Below are 23,098 nucleotides of genomic sequence, written 5' to 3'. Positions count from 1 at the left end.
AACGGTTTCGTAATCTCAGCGGTTTCGTAGTTCGTCCGCCGAGATCGTTTCAAACCTGCCGAAACCTGCAATCAAATGGGCTTCCTCGACATCAAAACGGTAGAACGCGAAGTCGTCAAAGTCGGCATACACGGTGGCATGCGGGTGTTTGCCTAGAAAAATCACGCGTGCTTCCTCTTCTTCGTCCTTGGCGATCCGAACACAGGTTCCGCCGAGCGAGACGCGTGCCCCGACGAGCGGAGCGATCGATTGGTCGCATTCCTCGACGATCATCAGCGAGCAGCGGACGCTGTGGCTCAGGTTTTGAGTGTGTTTGGCGAGGCTGCTGAGCAGCATCAGCACCGAGGTGGGGCTTTGCGAAGCGATCGTCACCAAACTCACAAACGGCGAGTTGTCCTCGTTTAACGTCCCCAGACTTGCCGTTATCGCGTTTTCGGTAATCACGACGACTGTGTTCGCATTCGCAACTTTTGTCATTTCAGTTCCGTCATTTCCGTAGAGACAAATCGTGTGCTTGGCACCTGATTTGGAAGAGGGGAGGGGGGAGAAAATTAATGGCATCCACTCGAAACGCAAATCAACGCTTCTTATTTCAGTTCCGATTCATTCTAGCTGGCGACGAGGCGGGCGGGTTGTGAAACATCCGCATTGCGACATTACTAACACCTTCGTAGAATGCATCCGCTTTCCGAATCGAAAAAGGGCGACGACGGCCCTGATTGGGAATTCGAAATACAACAATACGAACGAATCAGGCGGTTCGAGGCGAACGGTTCAATGGATTGGATTGGCAAAATTAAAGTGATGACGCGATTGTATTGTCTTGGCAAATTGACTTTTCAATTGAATCCGCGTCCGCGATACGGGTTGCAACGATTCTCGGCCCCCCATCGATCAGCGGCCTCCAGCAAGCGGCCGGTCCAAAACGAAGGGACGTATCAGACGGAATTAGCCCGCTGTACTGGATTTAAAGTTCGGGCTGGTTTGACGGTCTTGGAATTGCTGGTGACGATGTCGATCATTGGGATCTTGGTGGCCTTGCTGCTGCCCGCGATCGGTTCGGCGCGTGAAGCGGCGCGGCGGGTTCAGTGTGTAGACCATTTGCGGCAATCCGGGATGGCGCTTCACCAGCATCACAATGCCAAGGCGGCCTTGCCCGCCGGTTGGCAACTCGACGCAAAACAAGAAACCGCATTGGGATGGGCGGTCCAAGTGCTGCCGTTCCTCGAGCAGCAGAGTTTGAAAGACAAAATCGATGCCCAGCCCACGCTGCTTGATCCTGGCTTTGCGGAAATCCGGTCCCAGCCATTGGTGATGATGCTCTGCCCCTCGGACATCACCGAGCCGACCTTTGTGCTGTACGCAGGCGACGAGCACGAGGACGAAGACGAGCACGCCGGCGGGACAACGCATGCGTTGGATGGGGCAAAGTTACCGCTTACCCGCGAGCCGGAAGCGATCGTCGAATTGCCGACGGCAAACTACGTCGGTGTTTTTGGAACATTAGAGGCAGATGATGCGGTGCCTGCACCGCTCGGTGATGGTGCGTTTTTAGAAAACCGGCCCGTCCGTTTTCGTGAGTTCCAGCGTGGTTTAAGTCAAACGTATTTGGTCGGCGAACGCACGATGGCTCAAGTCCCCTCGACTTGGTTGGGGATCAGTCTGGAAGGCGAAGACGCGGCGGCGAGGTTGGTAGGCTCTGCACTGGAGGGAATCAACAATCCGTTGGCGGATGAGTGTGATTTTTCAAGTCGTCATCCCGGTGGCGCGAACTTTTTATATGGCGATGGTCACGTCCGTTTTGTTGACCAAAATATTGATTTAACGTTGTACCACGAAATCGCGCGGTTGCGACGCTAACACCGATGGGACGAGTTAAGTGATGTGTATTCGTTTTCAATGGGGCCAAGCTGGATGAACCGTATTCAATTGACGAAATGTGAAGCCGAGGTGATGGCCGTCGTCTGGCGCGAAGGCCAAGTGACCGTGCCGCAAGTCCTTGCCGCGATTGATCGCGATTTGGCCTACACCACCGTGATGACCACGATGAATATTCTCGAAGAGAAAAAGATTGTGCGTCGTGGCGAAAAGGTCGGCCGTGCCTACAGCTATCTGCCACTGGTCAGCCGCGAAGAGGTGCGTCATGGCATGATCCAAGAACTTGCCGAGCAACTGTTTGGCGGGTCCGTTCGCTCGCTGGTCCTCAGCCTCGTCAACTCGGAAAAAATTACCGCCGAGGACCTCTCGGCGATGGCCGAAGCAGCCGATGAGTTGGAGAAGTCTTGATGAACGCTCCGTTTGTGTGGGAGGCTGTTTCGGGGATCTGTCTGCAAGTCACTTTGGTGGTGATGGTCGCGGCGATCATCGAGCGATGGTTGAACGAATCGGCCTCGGCGTGTCGCGTGTGGACCGCAAGCTTTGTTGCCGTAATCGCATTGGTTGCCAATGCCATCCTGCTTCCTCACTTTCGCATTGCCACCATTCCGGTAAGCCAATTGAACGATCGAGTCGATTGGATCCTGCAGTGGCAAACATGGGGTCTGTACGCGGGAGGCGTGATCTGGTTGTCGGGAGTTTGCTTGATTCTGCTGCGTCGTGGATGGGGCGTATGGCAGTTGCTGCGTTTTCTAAAACAGGACTGCGAAACGGTTTCATTTGATCAGCTCGGCTTGTCCACGATTCCGGCCGACTTTTTGCCACCGCGGTTACATCTGCTGGTGTCCGATAAAATGACAGGGCCTTTTTGCCGGCAATTCCATCAGCCGACAATTGTCTTGCCAATGTACCTGATCGAAGGCGATCAAGAGGTGCTGCGGCATGTGATGCTGCACGAGTTATCGCATTTGAGAACCAACCATCCGCTGCAGCTCTTTCTGCAGCAAATCTGTACTTCGCTGTTGTGGTTCCATCCCGCGATTTGGTGGGCGGGATACCGAGCCGAGGTGGTTCGCGAATTTTTGTGTGATGAGGTGGCAGCACAGTCCGCGGGCAAGGTCGTTGACTATTTACGCACGTTGATTCAGATCGCACAGCGGAGCGTGAAGCATCCAGCATCCAAATCGGCAGCCTGTGCGTTGGCGTTTGGCCGCCGCAAAAGTGTGATCGTCCGCCGCAGCGAGCGACTTGTTCGAATCGCAAAATCCCCCACCCGCTTCAGCCGCCCGCGGCAATCGTGCGGAGTTGTGGGGGTGGTGTTGATGACGCTGATCGTTTCTCACTTGTGGCTGCCCGTGAATGTGTTGGCATCCTCTCGCAGTCATTGGTCACCTTGGCCGAGTTGGACCGCCAAGACGCTGCATGATTTTGGGGTCAACGTTCGTGACTTTGAGCCCTTTGACGAGCGGCATGAATTCAGCGAATCGTCTCACCACCACGATTGACTGACAACGTAGCAAAACGATGTTGCGGCAGATCCGGGGGAATCGCTAATCTGTGGCAATCGATGCTGCCATCGGGCGGACCGAGTTGGATCGGTCCCAGGTGACGAAGGCTGTGTTGGCTTTACCGCGTCGTGTTGAGTCGTTCATTAGGATCTCGGGCCCACGGATGTCAGACGCTTCTTTATCGCCACCGTCGCGGTCGGAAGAGACAAATGCTCGTTTAAACAGGCGTCATCGCGATGCGGGTTGGTGTAAAACCGATTCGCAAGGCAACGAAAATATCGGCTTGATACGACGGTACGATATCGATTTGGTATTGGATGTCGGTGCCAATCGCGGTCACTATGCCCAAAGTTTGATCCACAGTGGATATGCGGGACGGATCATCTCGTTCGAGCCCGATCCGAAGACGTACGCCAACCTCAGTGAGACCCGCCGAGGTTTTCGCAATTGGAAAGCCGAACCCTTCGCACTCAGTTCCAAAAACGGTACCGCGCTACTGAATGTGGCGGCCGACGGGATCAGTCATTCGCTGCAAGACCTTTGCGACCATCCCCTATCGATCGCTGCGGGATCGGTTTACGTGGCTCAAGTGCCCGTCCGTGCCCGTCGTCTTGATACGGTGTTTAATGACTATTACACCAGCGGCGATCGCTGTTACATCAAACTAGATGTTCAAGGATATGCGCATCAAGTGTTGGCAGGGGCCAGCGGGTGTCTCGAGCGAGTTGTGGCGATGGAGATGCCGTTGTCGATCCAGCCAGGGCCGTCGTCGATCCAGCCAACGCACTCAGACCATTCGTTTGAGCAGGAATCGATAGAGTTGATGAGTCAGCTCGGTTACGAGATGGTGCTGTCGAGTCCCGCTATGTTGGATCCCAACACCGGAGCGATGTTGCGAGCCAATGGGATCTTTGTGCGACGTCAAGCCATAGCGGCGGTGAAAGCCGCCGCTTGACATTCATCGCTTGACATCCGCCGTGAAGCCACCGCTGTGAAGCCACCGCCGTTAAGCCACGCGGCGTCTGGTTCGCTCGATGGCTCGCTGAGCGTCCGCTTGCAGTAGTGACTTGCGTTTTCGAAAGCCGTCAAACACGCGGATCGAGCGATTGCGAACCACGGTCCGCAGCAGAAAAGGATTGAGCTTCTCTTGGCTGAAGACATGCATGCCTCGCCGCGTCACGGTCAGATGACGCTTGTATTGTGAGGCAATCGACTGCAACGCTCGATGCGACCATAACGCAATGTGTTGACCGCCTTCAAGCACGTAATACCACCATTGGTCAGGTTGCGGTGCGGGATCAGGAACAATCCGGGTCGAGATGATCCAATTGGCCCCGAGTGCATCGAGGGTTTTCAGGTCCTTGTGCGGATCCGCCATGTGCTCAAAGACTTCGAATGCTGTCACCAGATCAAATTGCTTGGCACCGGGTTGGACTTCGTAGCCTCGCGCGAACAGGTTTTCGCAATAGGGATCGTAATGCGAGAAATCGTGGCCGCGGTCACGCATCATGCGGGTGAACATTCCGTAACCGCCGCCGTAATCGACACTGGCTTGGACGCCCGGCATTACCAATCGGAGCGTGCGATCGACAATTTTTGAAAACGCTGCGTTCCGCCCTACCAAGCCGACGTCGGTCGACACAATCGCCGAGTCATACGCTTCGTCCAGCCAATACGGTGTTTCGGTCTGAATGAATTCACAATCGCTGCAGCGAAAGTATTCGATCTCGTGTCGTGCCAGGATGGTTGCTCGTGCGAATGATTCCGAACGTCCGTTGCAGACGAGGCAATCCATTGCCATGGCCGGGTCCTTGAAAGGTTATGAACTACGCGGCATGACGCACGCGATTTTGTTTCAGCAAGTCTTCATAGACCTTTATCGTCTGTGTGGCAGTGTTTTCCCAGGAAAAATAATCGGCACGGCGATGACCGGCAGCAATTTTGTTCTCTCGGTCGATGATCGAGTCGTCACCCGCGGCAATCAGCAGCTCGGCAAGCTCGTCAACATTTTCGGGGTCAAAGAAATAGCCCGCGGAACCTGCGACTTCACGCAGCGCAGCACAGGACGACGCAAAGACCGGACAGCCATTGATCATCGCCTCTAGCACCGGCAGACCGAATCCTTCCATTTTTGAGGGGAAAACAAACGCGCTGCAGTGCTGGTACAGCGTTTTTAGCAGCGAATCTTCTGCGGCAACGTACAGATGGGTGCGGGGATCGTCGTGAGACCAACCCAGAGCGGCTTGCTCGCGCGGCTTCATTCGCGGGCCCACCAACACAAGATTTAACTCGGGCGTTTGCTGCTTCATTTTGTTCCAGGCACGCCACAGCAGATCAAAGTTCTTGTAGCCTCCGCGACGGCCAACGAACAAGACAAATGGCCGCCCAGCGAGTTCCGGGGGCAGGGGGGCGGTATGCACGTCCGCCAACCCGCTGCCTAGCGGTGTGATCGACGCACGGTCTGCGGCCGATGGAAACCGCTCGCACAATTCGTCGTACGTGGTTTGCGAAATGCAGCAGATGTGGTCTGCGATGTCGATCGCCCGTGCCTTCATCGTCAGCGACTTGCCCGTTGGATCGGTGTTGGGAAATGCCTCGTGGATGAAGTCATAAACCGTGATCACCGTCGGCACGTTGGATCGTTCGATCGGACGTCGGCACAAACCTTGGTAATAGGTCCAGTGCACCAGATCGGCTTGCTGCTGGTGCATCCGTTTGCTGATGCGGCCGTGCTGGGCAGGATGCCAAAGCTTACGCAGGAACTTTAGCGGCGGCCGCGTTCGCACCGCTTCATATTGGAATCGAGGATGGGTTATTCCCGTCGCCGGGTCTTCTGGACCGAGCATGATCGGCGTGGTTTGCGCGGGAAGTCGATTGATCAGCTCGACAAAATAGCGTGCAACGCCTCCGCAACGAAGCATCTCGAATATGGAACCTTCGTATAGAACTCGCATGCTATCGTTATGGTTTGTCGGAGATTAAGTAAACGGAAATGGAGACGGGGTCGCCAAGCAAGCCTGTGCTGTCGGCAAGGTTCGTTTTGCGGACGATCAAACTCACTCTGCGAAAATGGCGGAACGGGTTGATCGTCCGTATGCCATCATCACATTCGGGGTGAGAGCGGCTCTGTTGGGGATACGGTCTAACCCAGCAGGCCTGTTGTAGCAAACTATCCTCGTTTAGAGAAAGACATTTCAGGGCCGCCACCCAATGGGATCGCACCCCCAAGTAATCTTCGTCTCGCCTCAATAACAATTGCTAGCATTCCTCGCGATCTATTTCGTGTGCGAGTATGTCAAATGCGAGTATGTCGAATGCGGGGGATTGCTGGCTTGCAATTTTTGATCGGTTGTGAGGAGCACCAGCTTGTGTCGTTTTCTCGGCAGCGCTCTTCTTTACCATTTGCTATGAGTCTGCTGGGGTCGGGTATCTCGTTTTGGTGTCTGTCCCCGATATATGCTTGCATTTGAAAAGGGGGCAAAAAAAAGCCGCCCCACTTTGTGTCAAAGCGGGGCGGCTGTGGAATCGCGACTTAACGAGATTTTTCAAGCTTGCGGGCGATTTAGATCTCACCCTCGGGAGTCTCTCGCGATGCTCGCGTGCCTAAGGCTCCCCACAATCCATAGGGACTCTCCATTCCCGCTCGGACGCCTTCGCCACCATCGCGTTCGGGAGCACGGTGGTTGCCATCGCCCGCTTCGATGCTGTCGGTGACAAACTTCACTGCACCATCACCCATCAAAACGTGCGCGCCCCCTTGGTGGTAACTTCCTGCGCTCACCAGTACTGCGTTAGCCATTGCGTTGCCTGACAACGCGTTTGGGCTATTGGGGGGCAAGATGGTTTGAAAGCTGGTGGTCGAGGCTCGACCATCGGCCCAGCGGGTGCCTCGTGCAAAGGAACCCTCGTAAAGGGTCAGCCCAGATTGCTTAAGGAATTGGGGTCTCGCAGGGTCTCGAGTGGCATCGACCGTCGATTTGGGATTCGATTTCAGCCCTTCTGCACCCCCTGTGATGCTGCGAACGATTGTTCCTTTGACCTGTCGAATCTGGCCGCAGGTGGGGATTTCGCCCATCGCGATGGTGTTGGCAAGACCGTCCAGCACGTCACGAAAAGCCGTCTTCTTTTTACGTGGCCAGAAAAAGCCGCGGTTCGCCGCTTTGGCACGTGTGATCATCCAGCCTTGGGCTGTCGTATGGGTGCCACCTGAGCTGCTGTGGAAGACGCCGATTTCGTTCATCCCCCCGAAGGAAACACGATCAATTCCGTCGCCAATATTGGCGGCATAATTGGTGCGTCCCCCCGCAGGAAGTCCCGTGAATGGGTCGCTTGGGCAACGCAACGAGCCGATCTCGGTGGACCAAGGGACATAGGTCAATTTGAACCCGCTCGGCCCCATTGGATGCCATTTTCCGCCCGTACCGCTCGGGGTGCTGCCGTCGGTGGTCTCGAGGCTTGGGTTGGAGATTTGTTCCCACAACGCCTGTTGTTCAAAGAACGGCGTTAATCCAACCAGAAAACTAAGTCGTCGACGATTGGTGTCATCATCCGCTTTGGCAGCACCGAGTCGGTCGGTGCCCCCCATTTGCGTTGGTATTTGTTTGTAAGCGGAATGATAATTGTGAAGTGCTAAACCGAGTTGCTTCACATTGTTGCTGCACTGCATCCGCCGTGCAGCCTCGCGTGCGGCTTGAACGGCGGGCAATAACAGTCCGACCAAAACGCCAATGATTGCGATGACTACGAGAAGTTCCACCAACGTGAAACCGCGCTGCGCTCTAGGGTGATTCATTTCTGAATGTCTCCTAAGTGAAAAAGGGAAAAGAGTTTTCAGCAGAAAAGTGGGGGGTGAGATTAACAACCCCGTGCAGGTCGTTTGCGCGACCTGGATCTTTACCGTATCAGTGCGCAGCGGGGTTTATCACCCCTTAAATTGCCGGTAGAAAAGAAATTGTCCAAAAAAAGAGGCAAAAGTGCTTGAATTTTGCGTTTTAGGTGACCTGTCGGGCACTCGGAGCGCCATTTCACGATCCCAAGGGATGGGGACAGGCAAGGTGCCGCTGACCCTGGTTAGACGGTGACGAATCCGTGGTTAGTGCCAAAACGAGGGCACGGTGAAGCCTTTTCTCGCAGCTACCTTCGTCAGAAGGTGGTGATTCGCTTTTGCGCTGCGACAGCCACGCTCTGGCGAGCGTAGCTACAAAACGTCATTGCCGTAGTTTGCCGCCTCTAAATGCTTCACAGCGTTGTTCAAAACGGCTGATTGAATCAGCAGACTCACGAAGAGGGTAGAAGAGGTGGCAGAAAACCTGGCGAGATTAAGGATTATCAGCAGTCGGGCCACTTGATGCCGAACCGGCATCCTCGCCTGGGTCCTCGGTACTTTCTTCATTCTCTTCGGCTTCGATCGACGCCATATCGTGCCCGCCGACAATGGTTGACTCATCACTGCTGCCGCATCCAGGAACAAACGTTAGCGACGCGAACAGAAAAACGAATGCAAAACTTAAGCGAATCATCAATACACCTTGAAAAGAGACAAACTTGCAATGCGTCGAACGGTCTTGATGGCATCCATCAAGGCTCGACCACGGTACCGCCAGTGTCTCAGGGCCTAAAGCGGATGACAAGTCCGTTGGGGGGGCAAGTGGAGAAAGTATCGTTTGCGGTGGGGGGAGAATCAGGAAAGTAGCGGATCAATGCGCGATAATTCGGTTTGAAGCCCAATAATTCGGCCTGAAGAACGTTCGCTGGTAAAGAAATGCGGTGCCACAGGCCCCCATTGGCCTCGACGATTCTGCGGTTTGCCTGCTACATTGCCCCGCTTGCCCAACTCGGCATTCTCCGACAACCCATAACTATTCACAGGCCACCTACGCCGTGATCGTCATTCTGCAAAGCAACGTAACGGAAGAGCAAATCGATCACGTGCTTCGGCGGATCGAGGCTCTTGGGCTGCAGCACCACCTCAGCCGTGGGACGTTTCGCACCATTGTCGGCATCATCGGCGACGAAGAAAAACTGCAAGCCGAGCCGCTGCACGCAATTCCAGGCGTGGCGCAAGTCATCCCTGTGCTGCCGCCTTACAAGTTGGCCTCGCTCGAAGCCCATCCCGAACCGAGTATTGTCGACGTTTCCGGAGTGAAAATAGGCAATGGGCATCTCGGCATGATCGCTGGCCCCTGCAGTGTCGAAGATCGCGACCGCATGTTCCGGATTGCAGAAAGTGTGTGCGAATCGGGAGCCAATCTGTTTCGTGGCGGTGCCTACAAACCGCGAACCAGCCCCTATGCATTCCAGGGACTCGGCGAAACGGGGCTGAAATTGCTGCGTGAAGTGGGCGACAAGTTTAATATGCCGGTGGTCACCGAGGTGACCGATCCTCGTTTGGTGGAATTGGTCGCTGAACATGCGGACATGTTGCAGGTAGGTGCACGCAACATGCAGAACTTTGCCTTGTTGACCGAAGTTGGCAAGTCGCAGCGGCCGGTGTTACTGAAACGTGGCATGAGTGCCACGATCACCGATCTGTTGATGTGTGCCGAATACATCCTGTCCCAAGGCAACATGAATGTGGTGCTTTGCGAACGCGGGGTCAAAGGGTTTGATAGCGCGACGCGGAATCTTTTTGACGTCGCAGCCGTTCCTTTGATTCACAATTTGTCGCACTTGCCTGTGATTGTAGATCCTTCGCACGCGACCGGCCGGCCTGATTTGATTCCCGCTTGTGCGTTGGCCGGTTTGGCCGCCGGGGCCGATGGCGTGCATATCGAAGTGCACGATTGCCCCGAAGAAGCGAAAAGCGATGGCCCTCAGGCTTTATTACCCGATCAATATCGTCAGCTTGCAGACCAAATGAAAGAACTTGTTAAGCTGTTTGGAAAAACTGTGTCCCCGCTTCCGGAGAAAATGGGTTGAGTCGTCAAACAATTATTGCTGGTAACTGGAAAATGAACACTCGTTGTGACGGTGCCGTTGCACTGGCCAAGGGTGTGGTTGCCGCAGTCGGCGAAACGCCGTCGGTCCAAGTGGTCCTCTGTCCACCTTCGGTTTATCTGTCCAGCGTGGCGGATGCCGTCGCAGGCACATCGGTCCAGCTCGGCGCACAGAACCTGTACGCTGCCGAAGATGGTGCGTTCACGGGCGAAGTCAATGCAGCGATGTTGACCGATGTCGGCTGTGGCTTTGTGATCCTGGGGCACAGCGAGCGTCGCGCCTTGATGGGCGAAACCGATGCGGATGTCAGCAAGAAACTGCATGCGGCACTCGCGGGCAACTTGGTGCCAATCGTGTGCGTCGGCGAAACGCTCGAAGAGCGTGAAGCGGGTAAAATGGAAGAAGTGATCCAAACGCAAGTTCGTGGATCGCTGGCAGGACTCGATGAAGTCCGCGCTGCGGGGATCGTGGTGGCGTACGAGCCTGTATGGGCGATCGGGACCGGCAAAACCGCTTCTCCCGAGCAAGCCGAAGAGGTTCATGCCCTGATTCGCAAATTGTTGGGCGAGATGTTCACAACCGACGTAGCGGCACAGATCCGGATTCAATACGGTGGCAGCGTCAAACCAGGCAATGCCAAGGAATTGCTTGGACAACCGAACATTGACGGAGCTTTGGTGGGCGGAGCTAGCCTGAAAGCCGAAGATTTCGCAGGAATTATCGCGGCGGGTTAAACCCTGCACCGTCGCGAACACACCCTTACACATTGTCTATTTGAAGGACGAACTAAGTCATGATCGCTCTGATCGCTGGATTTTTGCTGATTGCGTCGCTTGAAGGAGCCATTTTGGGCTTCTTGATGGGATTTTTGTCGCTGTTTTTGATTCTGTTGGTGTTGATCCAACGTGGAAAGGGTGGCGGATTGACCGGAGCGCTCGGTGGTCCTGGGGGACAAAGTGCATTTGGTAGCAAGGCCGGAGACACGTTTACCGTGATCACCGTGGTCGTTGCCACCGTGTGGGCGTTCTCGTGTGCGTTCACGATGTGGTTGCTCGGCACCCATGCTCCGACCTCGACCGCCGACTCGGTGATCAAGTCCGGCGGCGGTGACAAAGACCCCGTTGGTGAAACGTTCAAGCTTCCGAAGCTTGATGGCGAAGGAGCCAGCGGTTTGGAAGCGGGGTTGTCTAGCGGCGAAGAAACCAGCGAAAACTCGGTGCAGCTGACGCCTGCGACCAGCGGCGAAAAGACCGAAGAAACCAGCAGCGAAGAAGCAGCCACCGACGAAGAAGCTGCGGTGGAAGCCACCGAAGAATCTGCGACGGACACCGCAGCAGAATCGGCCGACAGCGACGGCGACAAGTAGACTGCATGAACTCGGTTACTCCTGAAAATGCTCGCAGCATGACCGGTCAAGGTCATGCGTCGCTGCAAACGGATCTTGGTACGTTTGTGGTGGAGGTGCGCACCGTCAATAATCGCGGTTTCAAATGCGTCTTGCGATCAAGCGATGCGTTATCGGCATTTGATTCGCGAATCGAGTCGTTGGTTCGCAAGTTGATCCATCGCGGCAGCGTGAATCTATCGGTCACTTGGAAGCGACCTTCCTCGGAAACGCTGCCTCTGATTGATCAACAGGTGCTCGGAGCCTACTTCGAACAGCTGCAGAAGGCGAAAGCGACTTTTGCCGGCGATGGCGCGACGATCGATTTGGCCCAGCTTGCGATGTTGCCTGGTGTGGTGGTCCCCCGCTCGCAAGACCGCGTCGACACGGCGGAGGTTTGGCAGGGAGTCGAGCAGGTGATTCGCGACGCGGTGGACAGTCTTGATCAAATGCGGGCTCAAGAGGGAGCTCACATGGCGACGAGTTTGCGGGCGGATTGCGATTTGATCCGCGCGCATGTCGATCAGATCGCCGAGCTCGGACCGCGAAGTGTCGACACCTATCAAAAGCGTTTAGAGACAAAGATTCAGCGTGTGTTGGCTCAGCACGACATCGAAGTGCCGATGATCGATCTGTTACGCGAGGTTCAGATCTACGCCGATCGGGTGGACTACAGCGAAGAGATCACGCGGCTAGGCAGTCATTTGCAGTTGTTTCTGCAAACCCTCAGCGGCAGTGCTGCTGGCAGTAATCAGGCTGCAGGTGGCAATCAGGCTGCCGGTGGTGGCGAAGCGGCGGGCGATCCCGAGCCATCGGGCCGCAAGCTCGAGTTTATTGTTCAGGAAATGTTGCGAGAAACCAACACGATCGGCAGCAAGGCGTCGCAGACGGAAATTTCGGGGCATGTCGTCGAGATCAAGTGTGCAATCGAACGGATGCGAGAATTGGTCCAGAATCTCGAATAATCCAGCGAAGGCAAGACATGAATTTGGAAGGACGTGGTCGGCTGATCATCATTTCCGGTCCGAGTGGAGCGGGTAAGTCGACGGTGGTGCGCCGATTGCGAGAGGAATGTCCGTTACCGTTGCTGTCGAGTATCTCGGCGACCACGCGCAAACCGCGGCCGGGGGAACAGGACGGAGTGGACTACTTTTTCTTGGACCACGAAGAATTTGAACAGCGACGTCAGGCGGGCGATTTCCTAGAGTGCAAAGAGGTGTTCGGCCGTGGCCATTGGTACGGCACACTCAGCGAGCAGGTCGCCACTGGTCTGGAAGCTGGAAAATGGGTTATTTTGGAGATTGATGTCCAAGGTGCCCTGGCAGTCCTCGATCACAAAGAGTTCAGCCCGATTACACTATTCATTCACCCCGGTGGGATGGAAGAGCTTGAGCGGCGGCTTCGCACACGCGGAACCGAGTCCGAAGAAGCGATTGCAGCGCGGCTAGAAACCGCCTGTCGCGAGATGCAGTTTATGCATCGATACCAATACGAAATCATCAATGGGTCGGTCGATCGAGCCGTCTCGGATATCTGCCAAATTTTGAAAGACCAAAAGGAAAAACAGCCATGCTCGAAGAGCTAAAAGAAGAAGAGATCGTCAACAAGGTCGGTGGTCGCTTTAAGTTGAGCACCCTGATTCAAAAGCGTTTGGTGCAATTGAACCAAGGCAGCCGGGCGCTTGTGAATGTCGACACGCACGACAAGATGACGATTGTGTTGCAGGAAATCATGCAAGACAAAATCGTTTTGAACATGGATAACGAAATCCAATCGCTCGAAGATCTGACGGCGGCTGCGGATGCCGCTTCGGACGGTCCTGATTTGGATGCGTCGGATCTATGAGTGAGCAGAGGCGGGCAATTCTGCTCGCCGTCGGTGGGGGGATCGCAGCCTACAAGGCAGCGACCGTTTGCAGTCGTCTCGTTCAATCGGGCTACGATCTGCGTACGGCCATGACCGCATCGGCATCTCAATTCATCGGCGCTGCCACGTTTGCAGCGCTCTCGGGTAAAACGGTCGCTCAGGGTTCCTTTGATCCTGAGCGATTTCCGTTAGGGGCCCACATCGAGTGGACTCGCGATTTGGACTTGTTGATCGTCGCTCCGGCAACTGCGAATCTTTTAGCAAAGTTTGCCTCAGGGCTCGCCGACGATCTTATTAGCACGTTGTACTTGCAAGCCGAATGTCCCGTGTTGTTGGCGCCAGCCATGAGTGCGTCGATGTGGAGCAAACCGTCGGTCCAGCGGAACGTGGAAACGTTGCGTCGTGATGGATGTCATTTTGTTGGTCCTGAATCGGGTTGGCTAAGTTGCCGCGTGCGAGGCGAGGGGCGAATGGCCGAGCCTGACACGATCGTCGCGGCTGCGATTCAGCGGGTGCTTGCGTCTTAGTCCGGCTGCATGATGTTTGACTTTAATTCTATCTCTCTTTGCTGCGTTTCGCGGTACGAGCCAAACCATGACTGTCTTTGTTTTCGGGCACCGCAATCCCGATACCGATGCGATTTGCAGTGCGATTGCCTACGCTGATTTTCTCAAGAAAACGACGCGCCCCGATGCGATCGCCGCCTGTTGTGGAGCACCAAACCAGCGGACCGAGTTTGCGCTTCGCAAAGCCAAGTTGCCGCCGCCCCGGATCATCATGGACGTGCGTCCTGAGATCGAGGACGTCTGTCAACGCGACGTCGTCTTCGCCCGCCAATCCGAAGTCTTCTACGAAGTCTATCAGCGGATGAAAGAGCACGGGCTGCGGGCGATCCCGATCGTCGATGATCATGACAAAGTCGTGGGCATCGTCACGCTGCTAGAACTGCTCGAATTGGTGCTGCAGGGCGGAGTGGATCCGGTTCACTCACGCGAGGTTTGCAGCAACCTGACCAAAGTCGCTTCGGTGCTCGGGGGCACGTTCCAGCACGTTGTTGACCCCGATCGAACCGACGAGTTTGTTGTCACAGTCGGTGCGATGAGCGCCGAAGGGTTCACTCAGCGGATGAACCAATTTTCGGCCGACCGCTTGTTGGTCGTCAGCGGTGATCGGCCGACGATCCAATTGCCCGCACTCGAACTTGGTGTTCGCGCGATGGTGATCGCGGGCGGTTATGAATTGTCCAGTGGGTTGTTGCACTTGGCCAAGGCTCGTGGCGTTTCGGTGATCATCAGCCCCTATGACACTGCGACGACCACGATGCGAATCAAGGCCGCTCGCTTGATCGATTCGGTGATCGATCGTGACTTCATCTCGTTGTCGGCAAAGATGCCCGTCGAAGCGGCGCGTCAACAAATCTTTCGTTCCTCGCAAACCGTCTTCCCCGTACTCGACAATGGAAAACTGTTTGGCGTGCTCAGCAAAAGCGACTTGGTGACCCCTCCGATGCCTGAATTGGTGCTGGTCGACCACAACGAGTTGTCGCAAGCAGTGCAGGGCGCCGAGGACGCGATCATCACCGAGGTGCTCGATCATCATCGGCTCGGTGGTTCGCTCAAGTCATCCAATCCGATCCGCTTTACCTTGGAACCGGTGGGGTCGACCTGCACGCTCGTCGCTCGCTTGTTCCGGCAAGCCAACTTGCAGCCCTCCGCCGGCGTGGCGCTGTGCATGGCGTCGGGCATCATTAGTGATACGTTGTTTTTGCGGTCTCCCACCACCACCGATGTCGATCGGGATATTTTGCAATGGTTGCAGCAGTTTTGTTCGCTTGATTTGAACGAGTATGCGACCGAGTTCTTTGAAGTCGGGTCGGCGTTGCGATCCGGAGAAGCTGGCCGCGTGGTGCGTGAAGATTGCAAAGAGTTTGAAGAGGCGGGAGTCAAGTTTTCAATCTCGCAGATCGAAGAGATTGGCTTCGATTTGTTCTGGGAGCGTAAGGATGAGCTGGTCGCGGCGCTCGATCAGCTGGCAAAAGACAATCAGCTCGACTTTTCGGCGCTGTTGGTCACTGATATCTCCAGCAACGGCAGTTTGTTGTTGATGAGCCGGCAACCCGAAGGGTGGGACGAGATCAATTACCCCGAACTCGAAGAGAATCTGTATGAGCTCGAAGAGGTGGTCAGTCGCAAAAAGCAACTGCTGCCGTTGATCATCAGCCTGCTCGATTCCGCCCCCTCGTCGAACTGAATTCCAGCTGCAATCCTAAGTGTCCCTATTCTCGCCCCCGCTCGGCTTGGGAGTCCCTAACGATCGAAACGATTAACGAATCTATCTACGACCATCCAAAATATTACGATCTCGTGTTTGGCGCGGACTGCGCAGCCGAGGTCAAGTTTATCCAGGCTTGCGGAAGCGAGTGGATGCAGCGAGCTCCGAAACGGCTGTTCGAACCGGCCTGTGGCACCGGGCGGCTACTCTATGCACTTGTCAAAAAAGGGTTTCGCGTCGACGGGCTCGATCTCAATCCCAAAGCGGTCGAATTTTGCAATGCTCGTTTTCGTCGGCATGGCGTGCGGGAATCCGCGTTTGTGGCCGACATGTCCGATTTTAAAACAAAATGGAAATGCGACCTCGCGTTTAACACCATCAATAGCTTTCGCCATCTGTGCAGCGAACGCGAGGCACGCGGGCATTTGCAATGTATGGGCGAAGTCGTTCGCCCCGGTGGTCTGTATTTGCTGGGCGTGCATCTTACGCCCACTACCGTCGCGCCGAGTGAAACCGAGTCATGGTCGGCGCGTCGCGGACACTTGGCGATCAGCACGCATATGTGGACCAACGAGCGAAATACGGAAAGCCGCATCGAGCGGTTTGGCATTCGATTTGATATCCACAGCCCGTCGCACAGTTTCCGGATTACTGACGAGCTGGTATTGCGAAGCTACACCCCCAAGCAAATGAACCGATTGATCCAATCGAGTAAGTGTTGGGAGGTCGTCGCCACCTACGACTTTGGTTACGACGTCGAGCATCCGATTGAGGTCGATGCATCGACCGAGGATGTCGTGTATGTCTTGCGACGCAAGCCCGAGTAAATGCAAAGCCCTGTCGTGTCGCGTCGGGTGTTTGGCGGCAACGCCTCGACTTTTGTGGCGACCCGGTTTTTCTGTACCAAGTGTCTTCTAAAAACGATAATGACGCTTACTGGCGTCGCGAGCGACCGGAAGACGCAAAAATAATGGCTCCGATTAAAGTCAGAATCGCGACACCCCCAGCGATGGCCGCATTTTGTCCCCAGCCCTGCTTTAAATTTTGCACTCGCTTGTAGCCATAGGGGACGGGCAGTTCCAGCCCGGCCTCTTCCATCTGTTCGTATTCCCGCAGCAGTTCGGCGGGATTTCGCGTCGGATAGACCTCTCGCACCTCTTGCAGATGAATCTCGGTGGTCACGGGAGCATCAATCAGTGCCCAGCGAATGCCGCAGTAAGCCGCGATCAAAAGGCTTGCGGTGCAAATCAACCCCAAAGCCACGGTGCCGAACGTTTGCGCGAAGCCGGCCTCATTGTAGGGGGGTGCAGGGCCCGTGTCGGAGGGCTGGGACTCGTCCCTTGGCAGTTGCTTGAGTTCTCCGAGCCGGGGGACAGCGACCGATTGCTCGCAGGAGGGACAGAGAACGGAGTCACCCGCTTGCGAGGGGGTGACGGGGATCACGTTCTGACAATGGGGGCATGAAAGTTGGTACATGAAGATCAAATGAAAAAGAATTGAAGGCGAAGTGGGTGGACCACGGAGGCAACCTGACTAGAATCCAAAGTGTGCAAACGGCGCCACCGCCAACCCCTACCGCTCCCACCCGTTGACAGAGAATTCGTGTGACTTGCTCTCACTTTACTCCGCAACCGTGTCGGACACCTCCTATGGTGACTCGTGGTAACAATAACGAACTGTTTTGTTCGTCCTGGTGGACCGAAAGGATCGGGTCCCACCTACAAGAGTGGTCATTTGCCGAATGTTGCCAGGGAGGCAAGGAAAGCTGAGCGACTTAAATTTAGGTCATGAGGCTTGGAAGTGTTTGGATCGGGGAAGCTCTTGATTACGGCATCAACGTTGGGTTGGTTCGTACAGAGTTAGACCGGGCAATCTGTCATTCGGTGGTTGGTCAGCAAAGAGGGTTCCTCTTTTCTAACTTCTCCAGCGGGTGGGTCGCTCAGCCAGTCCCATGAACTGTTTCCGCAAAGCTCATTTCATGCCTAATGCAAAAAATCCGTTCATCTAGAAACTCCTTCCATTTGAAGTACTGTCGCAATAATGAGTCCACTGTGGTGTAGAGTTAAGGAGCAACTTTGTTCTCAAGCAACTCGTTAAACAACTTAATGTGAAACGAATTCACAGCTTAATGTGAAATGACGTTCACAGGGGGCTTCCGCTCATTCCTTTGTCAACTTGCACCAATACCAAACTTGCACATCGATAAATTTTTACATTTGCCATCCACCGCATGATTGTTCGTTTCGTTTGAACTCATCCCGTTTGAAACGATACGAAACCGATTTTCAGCCCTCATATCTCACACTGTTCCGCTAGGAGTTCCCCTTTGTTCGATACACTCTTGGACGAATTTGATGACGTAAGCGTCCAAAGCACCGAAGCCGTGACCGGCAGTTTTCGCAAGCTGCCGGTTGACGACAGCGACGATAACGATGCTGCCGTTGCGATGGCTTCGGCTGCCGATGGCGAAGTCCAACTCGAAAGCCCCGACGAACTGCTTGCTGGTGACGAAACCGAAACGTGGTCCGATGATCCGGTTCGGATGTACTTGACCCAAATGGGCGAGATTCCGCTACTGACACGAAAGCAAGAAATTGAACTTGCCAAGCGGATTGAAGAAACACGCCGTCGGTTCCGCACCAAACTGCTCGAGAACCATTACGTTCTCGTCGAAGCCTACAAGACGCTCAAGAAGGTTTACCGCGGCCAATTACCCTTTGACCGTACCGTCCAGGTTTCGGTAACGGACCATTTGGAAAAAGAGCAGATCGTCGGTCGTTTGCCCCACAACTTGCGTACGCTGCAAACCTTGCTGCGACGTAACCGTCACGATTGGAAAGTCGCACTCAGCAAAGCGGCTTCGCAGCGACGCCGTGTCGAAGCTTGGCGATCGCTTGCACGTCGTCGTCGTCGTGCCGTGCGTTTGATCGAAGAACTCGGTCTACGTACCCAGCGAATCGAAACACGAATCGACTTGCTCGAAAAGTTCTCGCACCGCTTGACCGAAATCGACCACATTATCTCGGACCAAAAACGCACCAAACATGGTCGCGAGGTGCGAGAAAAATTGCTTCACGAACGACGCCAAATCCTGACCGCGTGCCAGGAAACACCAACATCGCTACGCAATCGCGTTGCCATGCTCAACAAGGTGTACGCCGAGTACCAACAAGCCAAGCGTGAACTCAGCGAAGGAAACCTTCGATTGGTGGTTTCGATCGCCAAGAAGTATCGTAACCGTGGTTTGTCGTTCCTGGATTTGATCCAAGAGGGGAACGCCGGTTTGATGCGTGCGGTCGACAAATTTGAATACCGTCGTGGTTTCAAATTCTGTACCTACGCGACTTGGTGGATTCGCCAAGCGATCACCCGTGCGGTTGCCGATCAGAGCCGAACGATTCGTATTCCGGTTCACATGGTCGAAACGATGAGCCGCGTGCGAAACGTTGCTCGTCAATTGCTGCAAGAGCTCGGGCGTGAACCCACGATCGAAGAAACCGCACGTCGAGCCGATGTGACCGTCGAAGAGGCACGTCGTGTGTTGACGATGAGCCGGTTCCCGATTTCGTTGGATCGTCCCGTTGGCAACAGCGAAGACAGCCAGTTCGGTGATCTGCTTCCCGATGGTGCCGCAGAGAGCCCGCAGATCGGTGCGACGCAAGAAATGCTGCGTGACCGTATCACCGGTGTCTTGAAGTCGTTGTCCTACCGTGAGCGCGAGATCATCAAATTGCGTTACGGGCTCGGCGATGGTTACAGCTATACGCTCGAAGAAGTGGGGCACATCTTTAAAGTGACCCGCGAGCGTATTCGCCAAATCGAAGCCAAGGCTGTGCGAAAGTTGCAACAACCAAGCCGTAGCCAAGATTTGGTAGGCTTCCTCGACTAGTCAAGTCGATCCATTTGTATTAACAATCGATGGCGATGTGCTTGCAAAAGTGCATCGCCATTTTTTGTATCCGCGATTTGCCGAATTGCAGCCTGATCAAGGAACCCAAGCACGATGCCCACCGTCCATGAATTATTGCAGCAGGGTTGGCAGCGGCATCAAGCAGGCAAGCTGGACGAGGCAATCGAGGTCTATCGTCACGTGCTCGCGCATTCCCCAAAAAACGCCGATGCGTTGGTCTATCTAGGGATCGCGTTTTTCGATCAGCGCGATTTTGCACAATCCGTGGCGGTGTATCGCGAAGCGTTAGCGATTCGTCCTCAGTTTCCCATTGCTTGGAACAATCTCGGCAATTCGCTGCGGATGCTCGGGCAGATTGATGAGGCTGAACAGGCGTTGGCGACGGCGCTCGAGCAGCAACCGGGCTACCTTTCGGCGCTCAAGAACCGTGGCACGCTGTGGGTCTGGTCGGGTGAGATCGAGCGAGGGTTGAAGTGGTACGCCGAAGGATTGAAGATTGATCCGAAGAATGCAGAACTGCACCGTAACCTCGGTGTGATCCATCTGTTGCTGGGCAATTATGACGTTGGCTGGGCCGAGTACCGTTGGCGGTGGGCGATGCCGGGGACCTATCGCCCCAATCTGCCAACGCCGGTTTGGCAAGGCCAGGATCTTGCGGGGAAATCCATCCTGTTGTACCCCGAGCAAGGACGAGGCGATGCGATTCAGTTTATCCGAGTCGCGTCGGTTCTGAAGCAAGCCGGGGCGACCGTGTACGTCCAGTGTGCGGCCGAGATGATGCCGTTGTTCTCGTCGGTGCCAGGAATCGATCTGTTGCTGCCCGCTGGTTCCGTCGTCCCGCCGATCGATTATCAAGCGTCGTTTTTGGACGTGGTCGATTTCTGGTACCAACAAACCAAGCAGCTTGCGGTTGCGGATCAGCTATTTTCCGCAGGCAGAGGTTATTTGGTGTCCAGTCCGATGCAAAACGAAACCTGGGCCGAGTGGCTGCGGCAGCACGTTCCAGGGGCGGATGGTTCGAGCACACGTCGGATTGGAATCAATTGGCAAGGAAATCCTGAGCATCATGCGGATGTCTATCGCAGCCTGCCGCTGCAGTCGCTCGAGCCGCTGGCGAAGATCCCCGGCGTATCGCTGGTGAGTTTGCAGTTTGGCTACGGGGCGTCCCAGTTAGATGAGGTTGGCTTTGCCGATTCGGTGGTGCGATTGCCCCAAGGAATCGACTCGGCGACGGGGGCGTTTACCGATACCGCCGCGATTTTGCAAAATCTGGATGCGGTTGTGACGACCGATACATCGATCGCGCACTTGGCCGGTGCCCTCGGCGTCAATGTGACCGTGCTGTTGGGCAAGGTGCCCGATTGGCGGTGGCTGAATCAGGGTGCCGAGACACCGTGGTATCCCAGTATGGAATTGGTTCGTCAAACCGAGATGGGCGATTGGGCGGATGTCGTCGACAAAGTCGCCAAGCAACTCGCCTCGCCGTAGCGGAAGTCGTCAACGGCTTTCGTTTTCTGGGATGCCCGAAACTCTTGACGGCTTGTTGATTTAATCCAAATGGAAATCGCAAGGGTGAGCCGTGGGCTGTAAGGCACCGGGTATCGTGTGGGACCCGGCCGCTGACGCGTCGCGGCTCAATAAATCAACAAGCCGTTGACGAGTTCCGTTACCCCGTCCACAAAAAAACGCTCGAGAACCGAGGTTCGCGAGCGTTTTGAATGACTTCGAATTCGCTTTGATTACGAATCGATTTCAACGCGTTCGCCGTGAGCGTCGCGGCAATCCATTTCGAGGTGCTCGGGGAACAATCCCTCGCTGCCTAGGATTTGGACGGCCATCTTGCCGATGTCTTCGGCTTCCATCACGTCACGGCGTTTTTTGTTGTTTAGGTAAGCGGCGACTTCGTCGTTCACTCGAATCGTCACGCGTTCGATGTGCTTGTTGCGAACGGCAAGCGCCAGCATACGAATCACTTCGATCGACATGCTTTCGGCGGTCTTGACCAATCCCCGGCCCTGGCAGCACGGGCAATCGGTATAGATGCTGCGTTTCAGGCTTGGGCGAATGCGCTGGCGTGTCATTTCGATCAAGCCAAACGGGCTGGTTCGCAAGATCTTGGTGCGGGCGCGGTCGGTCGACATTGCATCGCGAAGTGCTCGTTCGACTTTGCGTCGATAGCTTTCTTTACGCATGTCGATAAAGTCGTTGACGATCACACCGCCGAGGTCACGCAGACGCAATTGGCGGGCGATTTCTTTAGCGGCGGCTAGGTTTAAGCGGAAGGCGTTTTCTTCGGCGGAATCATTGCCGCGGAAACTGCCGCTGTTAACGTCGATTGCCACAAGTGCTTCGGTGGGGTCAATCACGATCGAACCGCCGTCAGGTAATTGCACCTGGCGTTGATTGATCATCATGATCTCTTCTTCGAGCTTGTGTTTGTGGAACAGCGGCTCGCTTCCTTCGTACAGCTTCAAACGATCGACGACGCGAGGCATGACCATTTTCAAGAAGTCACGTGCCTTTTCGTACGACTCGGGTTCATCGATCAGAATCTGATCGATTTCGTCGCAATAAATATCGCGGATCGTACGGATAATCAAATCGCTTTCTTCGTACAGCACGCCTGGTTCGTTAAGCGTTTTGACGCGGCGAACGATGGCTTTCCAAAGACGCAACAGGTATTCCATGTCGCGTTGCAGTTCGATTTCGCTGCGGCCCGCGCCGGCGGTGCGAACGATAAAACCGAGACCCTTCGGAGGATTCAACGACAAAAGGCATCGTTTGAGCCGTTTGCGATCGTCCTCGTCTTCGATTTTGCGGCTAACGCCCACGCGGCACAGTGCGGGCATCAAAACCAAGTAGCGACCCGGGATTGAGATGTAGGTGCTCAGCGTCGGACCCTTGGTTCCGATACCTTCTTTGATCACTTGGACAAGGACTTCGTCGCCGCGGCGAAAGATCTCTTGGATCGGCGGTTTAACGCGAGGTCGGCCCCCTTTGAACGCGTGTTTGTTGCCATGACCTGAGTCGCGTGCCCGCTTAGCAGCCGCTTCGGCCATTTCGTCGGACTCTCGCATCACCTCTTCGGGGTCGTAGCCGCCTTGACGAAAGTACTGAGGTTCGACGTCGCTGATATGTAGAAACCCGTTGCGTCCGACACCAAAGTCGACGAACGCGGCCTGGATGCTTGGTTCAAGGTTGACGATCTTGCCGCGGTAAATGTTCCCGGCAAACGCTTCGACACTTTTCCGTTCGATGTACAACTCGTCGAGTCGGTCATCGGCTAACACTGCAATCCGACATTCCTCGGGTTGCAGTACGTTGATTAGCATTTCTTTCTTCATAAAA

General features: G+C 55.1%; 22 protein-coding genes. 15 read left to right on the top strand and 7 right to left on the bottom strand.

Annotation, left to right across the window (positions count from 1 at the left end; translation table 11 throughout):
- Nucleotides 1-15: 15 nt before the first annotated feature.
- A complete protein-coding gene (locus tag ABD971_RS19080) occupies nucleotides 16-477 on the bottom strand; it encodes a pyridoxamine 5'-phosphate oxidase family protein (protein WP_339938286.1) in 462 nt (153 codons plus the stop codon).
- A gap of 198 nt (nucleotides 478-675) precedes the next feature.
- On the opposite strand from ABD971_RS19080, the gene ABD971_RS19075 reads away from it, so the two are divergent.
- The 4 genes from ABD971_RS19075 (at nucleotide 676) to ABD971_RS19060 (ending at nucleotide 4,338) form a co-directional block, all read left to right on the top strand.
- Nucleotides 676-1,860, top strand: coding sequence for a DUF1559 family PulG-like putative transporter (locus tag ABD971_RS19075; RefSeq protein WP_345324651.1), 1,185 nt, complete (start codon nucleotides 676-678; stop codon nucleotides 1,858-1,860).
- 54 nt (nucleotides 1,861-1,914) lie between these two features.
- Nucleotides 1,915-2,286 carry a BlaI/MecI/CopY family transcriptional regulator gene (locus tag ABD971_RS19070; RefSeq protein WP_339938289.1) on the top strand — a complete coding sequence of 124 codons (372 nt, stop codon included), beginning with the start codon at nucleotides 1,915-1,917 and terminating at the stop codon, nucleotides 2,284-2,286.
- Nucleotides 2,286-3,380 (top strand): M56 family metallopeptidase, encoded by a 1,095-nt coding sequence (locus tag ABD971_RS19065; RefSeq protein WP_345324648.1) that lies wholly within the window; start codon nucleotides 2,286-2,288, stop codon nucleotides 3,378-3,380. The genes ABD971_RS19070 and ABD971_RS19065 overlap by 1 nt, the downstream gene beginning before the upstream one ends.
- A 166-nt stretch (nucleotides 3,381-3,546) precedes the next feature.
- Complete coding sequence (locus ABD971_RS19060; RefSeq protein ID WP_345324646.1) at nucleotides 3,547-4,338, top strand: FkbM family methyltransferase; 792 nt, start codon at nucleotides 3,547-3,549, stop codon at nucleotides 4,336-4,338.
- 51 nt (nucleotides 4,339-4,389) lie between these two features.
- Here the strand turns inward: ABD971_RS19060 and ABD971_RS19055 are convergent, their stop codons facing one another.
- The 4 genes from ABD971_RS19055 to ABD971_RS19040 all read right to left on the bottom strand — a co-directional run bounded on the left by ABD971_RS19055 (nucleotide 4,390) and on the right by ABD971_RS19040 (nucleotide 8,902).
- Nucleotides 4,390-5,184 (bottom strand): class I SAM-dependent methyltransferase, encoded by a 795-nt coding sequence (locus tag ABD971_RS19055; protein WP_339938295.1) that lies wholly within the window; start codon nucleotides 5,182-5,184, stop codon nucleotides 4,390-4,392.
- Nucleotides 5,185-5,209: 25 nt separating this feature from the next.
- Nucleotides 5,210-6,337 (bottom strand): glycosyltransferase family 4 protein, encoded by a 1,128-nt coding sequence (locus ABD971_RS19050; protein WP_345324644.1) that lies wholly within the window; start codon nucleotides 6,335-6,337, stop codon nucleotides 5,210-5,212.
- Between the two features lie 608 nt (nucleotides 6,338-6,945).
- Entirely contained in the window at nucleotides 6,946-8,175 is a 1,230-nt protein-coding gene (locus ABD971_RS19045) for a DUF1559 family PulG-like putative transporter (protein ID WP_345324642.1), read from the bottom strand.
- 526 nt (nucleotides 8,176-8,701) lie between these two features.
- Nucleotides 8,702-8,902 carry a hypothetical protein gene (locus tag ABD971_RS19040; RefSeq protein WP_339938301.1) on the bottom strand — a complete coding sequence of 67 codons (201 nt, stop codon included), beginning with the start codon at nucleotides 8,900-8,902 and terminating at the stop codon, nucleotides 8,702-8,704.
- 361 nt (nucleotides 8,903-9,263) lie between these two features.
- Here ABD971_RS19040 and aroF point away from each other — a divergent pair, with 361 nt between their 5' ends.
- The 9 genes from aroF (at nucleotide 9,264) to ABD971_RS18995 (ending at nucleotide 16,667) form a co-directional block, all read left to right on the top strand.
- Nucleotides 9,264-10,301 (top strand): 3-deoxy-7-phosphoheptulonate synthase, encoded by a 1,038-nt coding sequence (gene aroF, locus ABD971_RS19035; RefSeq protein ID WP_345324640.1) that lies wholly within the window; start codon nucleotides 9,264-9,266, stop codon nucleotides 10,299-10,301.
- Nucleotides 10,298-11,053, top strand: coding sequence for a triose-phosphate isomerase (gene tpiA, locus ABD971_RS19030; protein ID WP_339938305.1), 756 nt, complete (start codon nucleotides 10,298-10,300; stop codon nucleotides 11,051-11,053). The genes aroF and tpiA overlap by 4 nt, the downstream gene beginning before the upstream one ends.
- 59 nt (nucleotides 11,054-11,112) lie before the next feature.
- Complete coding sequence (secG, locus tag ABD971_RS19025) at nucleotides 11,113-11,685, top strand: preprotein translocase subunit SecG (protein WP_345324638.1); 573 nt, start codon at nucleotides 11,113-11,115, stop codon at nucleotides 11,683-11,685.
- 5 nt (nucleotides 11,686-11,690) lie between these two features.
- Nucleotides 11,691-12,668, top strand: a complete 978-nt coding sequence (locus ABD971_RS19020; protein WP_345324636.1) for a YicC family protein — start codon at nucleotides 11,691-11,693, stop codon at nucleotides 12,666-12,668.
- A 17-nt stretch (nucleotides 12,669-12,685) separates the two neighbouring features.
- The gene (gene gmk / locus ABD971_RS19015) at nucleotides 12,686-13,288 is read left to right on the top strand and encodes a guanylate kinase (RefSeq protein WP_339938312.1); all 603 of its coding nucleotides are present in this window, start codon (nucleotides 12,686-12,688) and stop codon (nucleotides 13,286-13,288) included.
- A complete protein-coding gene (locus ABD971_RS19010) occupies nucleotides 13,273-13,548 on the top strand; it encodes a DNA-directed RNA polymerase subunit omega (RefSeq protein ID WP_339938314.1) in 276 nt (91 codons plus the stop codon). Before gmk ends, ABD971_RS19010 begins: the two co-directional genes overlap by 16 nt.
- Nucleotides 13,545-14,096 (top strand): flavoprotein, encoded by a 552-nt coding sequence (locus ABD971_RS19005; RefSeq protein WP_339938316.1) that lies wholly within the window; start codon nucleotides 13,545-13,547, stop codon nucleotides 14,094-14,096. The genes ABD971_RS19010 and ABD971_RS19005 overlap by 4 nt, the downstream gene beginning before the upstream one ends.
- 67 nt (nucleotides 14,097-14,163) lie before the next feature.
- Nucleotides 14,164-15,819 (top strand): putative manganese-dependent inorganic diphosphatase, encoded by a 1,656-nt coding sequence (locus ABD971_RS19000; protein WP_339938318.1) that lies wholly within the window; start codon nucleotides 14,164-14,166, stop codon nucleotides 15,817-15,819.
- Between the two features lie 173 nt (nucleotides 15,820-15,992).
- Nucleotides 15,993-16,667 carry a class I SAM-dependent methyltransferase gene (locus ABD971_RS18995; protein WP_345324632.1) on the top strand — a complete coding sequence of 225 codons (675 nt, stop codon included), beginning with the start codon at nucleotides 15,993-15,995 and terminating at the stop codon, nucleotides 16,665-16,667.
- Between the two features lie 106 nt (nucleotides 16,668-16,773).
- Here the strand turns inward: ABD971_RS18995 and ABD971_RS18990 are convergent, their stop codons facing one another.
- Nucleotides 16,774-17,316 (bottom strand): hypothetical protein, encoded by a 543-nt coding sequence (locus ABD971_RS18990; RefSeq protein WP_339938322.1) that lies wholly within the window; start codon nucleotides 17,314-17,316, stop codon nucleotides 16,774-16,776.
- Nucleotides 17,317-18,166: 850 nt separating this feature from the next.
- On the opposite strand from ABD971_RS18990, the gene ABD971_RS18985 reads away from it, so the two are divergent.
- Together ABD971_RS18985 and ABD971_RS18980 are read left to right on the top strand one after the other, a co-directional pair.
- Nucleotides 18,167-19,729, top strand: coding sequence for a sigma-70 family RNA polymerase sigma factor (locus ABD971_RS18985; protein ID WP_339938324.1), 1,563 nt, complete (start codon nucleotides 18,167-18,169; stop codon nucleotides 19,727-19,729).
- 114 nt (nucleotides 19,730-19,843) lie between these two features.
- On the top strand, nucleotides 19,844-21,238 hold the full coding sequence (locus ABD971_RS18980; protein WP_345324629.1) for a tetratricopeptide repeat protein: 1,395 nt from the start codon (nucleotides 19,844-19,846) through the stop codon (nucleotides 21,236-21,238).
- A gap of 251 nt (nucleotides 21,239-21,489) precedes the next feature.
- Here the strand turns inward: ABD971_RS18980 and ABD971_RS18975 are convergent, their stop codons facing one another.
- Nucleotides 21,490-23,094, bottom strand: coding sequence for an Rne/Rng family ribonuclease (locus ABD971_RS18975; RefSeq protein WP_008697929.1), 1,605 nt, complete (start codon nucleotides 23,092-23,094; stop codon nucleotides 21,490-21,492).
- Between the last annotated feature and the right edge of the window lie 4 nt (nucleotides 23,095-23,098).

Source organism: Novipirellula rosea (assembly GCF_039541335.1).
GTDB classification, from domain to species: Bacteria; Planctomycetota; Planctomycetia; order Pirellulales; family Pirellulaceae; genus Novipirellula; species Novipirellula rosea.
This window is presented reverse-complemented; position numbering and strand designations above follow the sequence as displayed.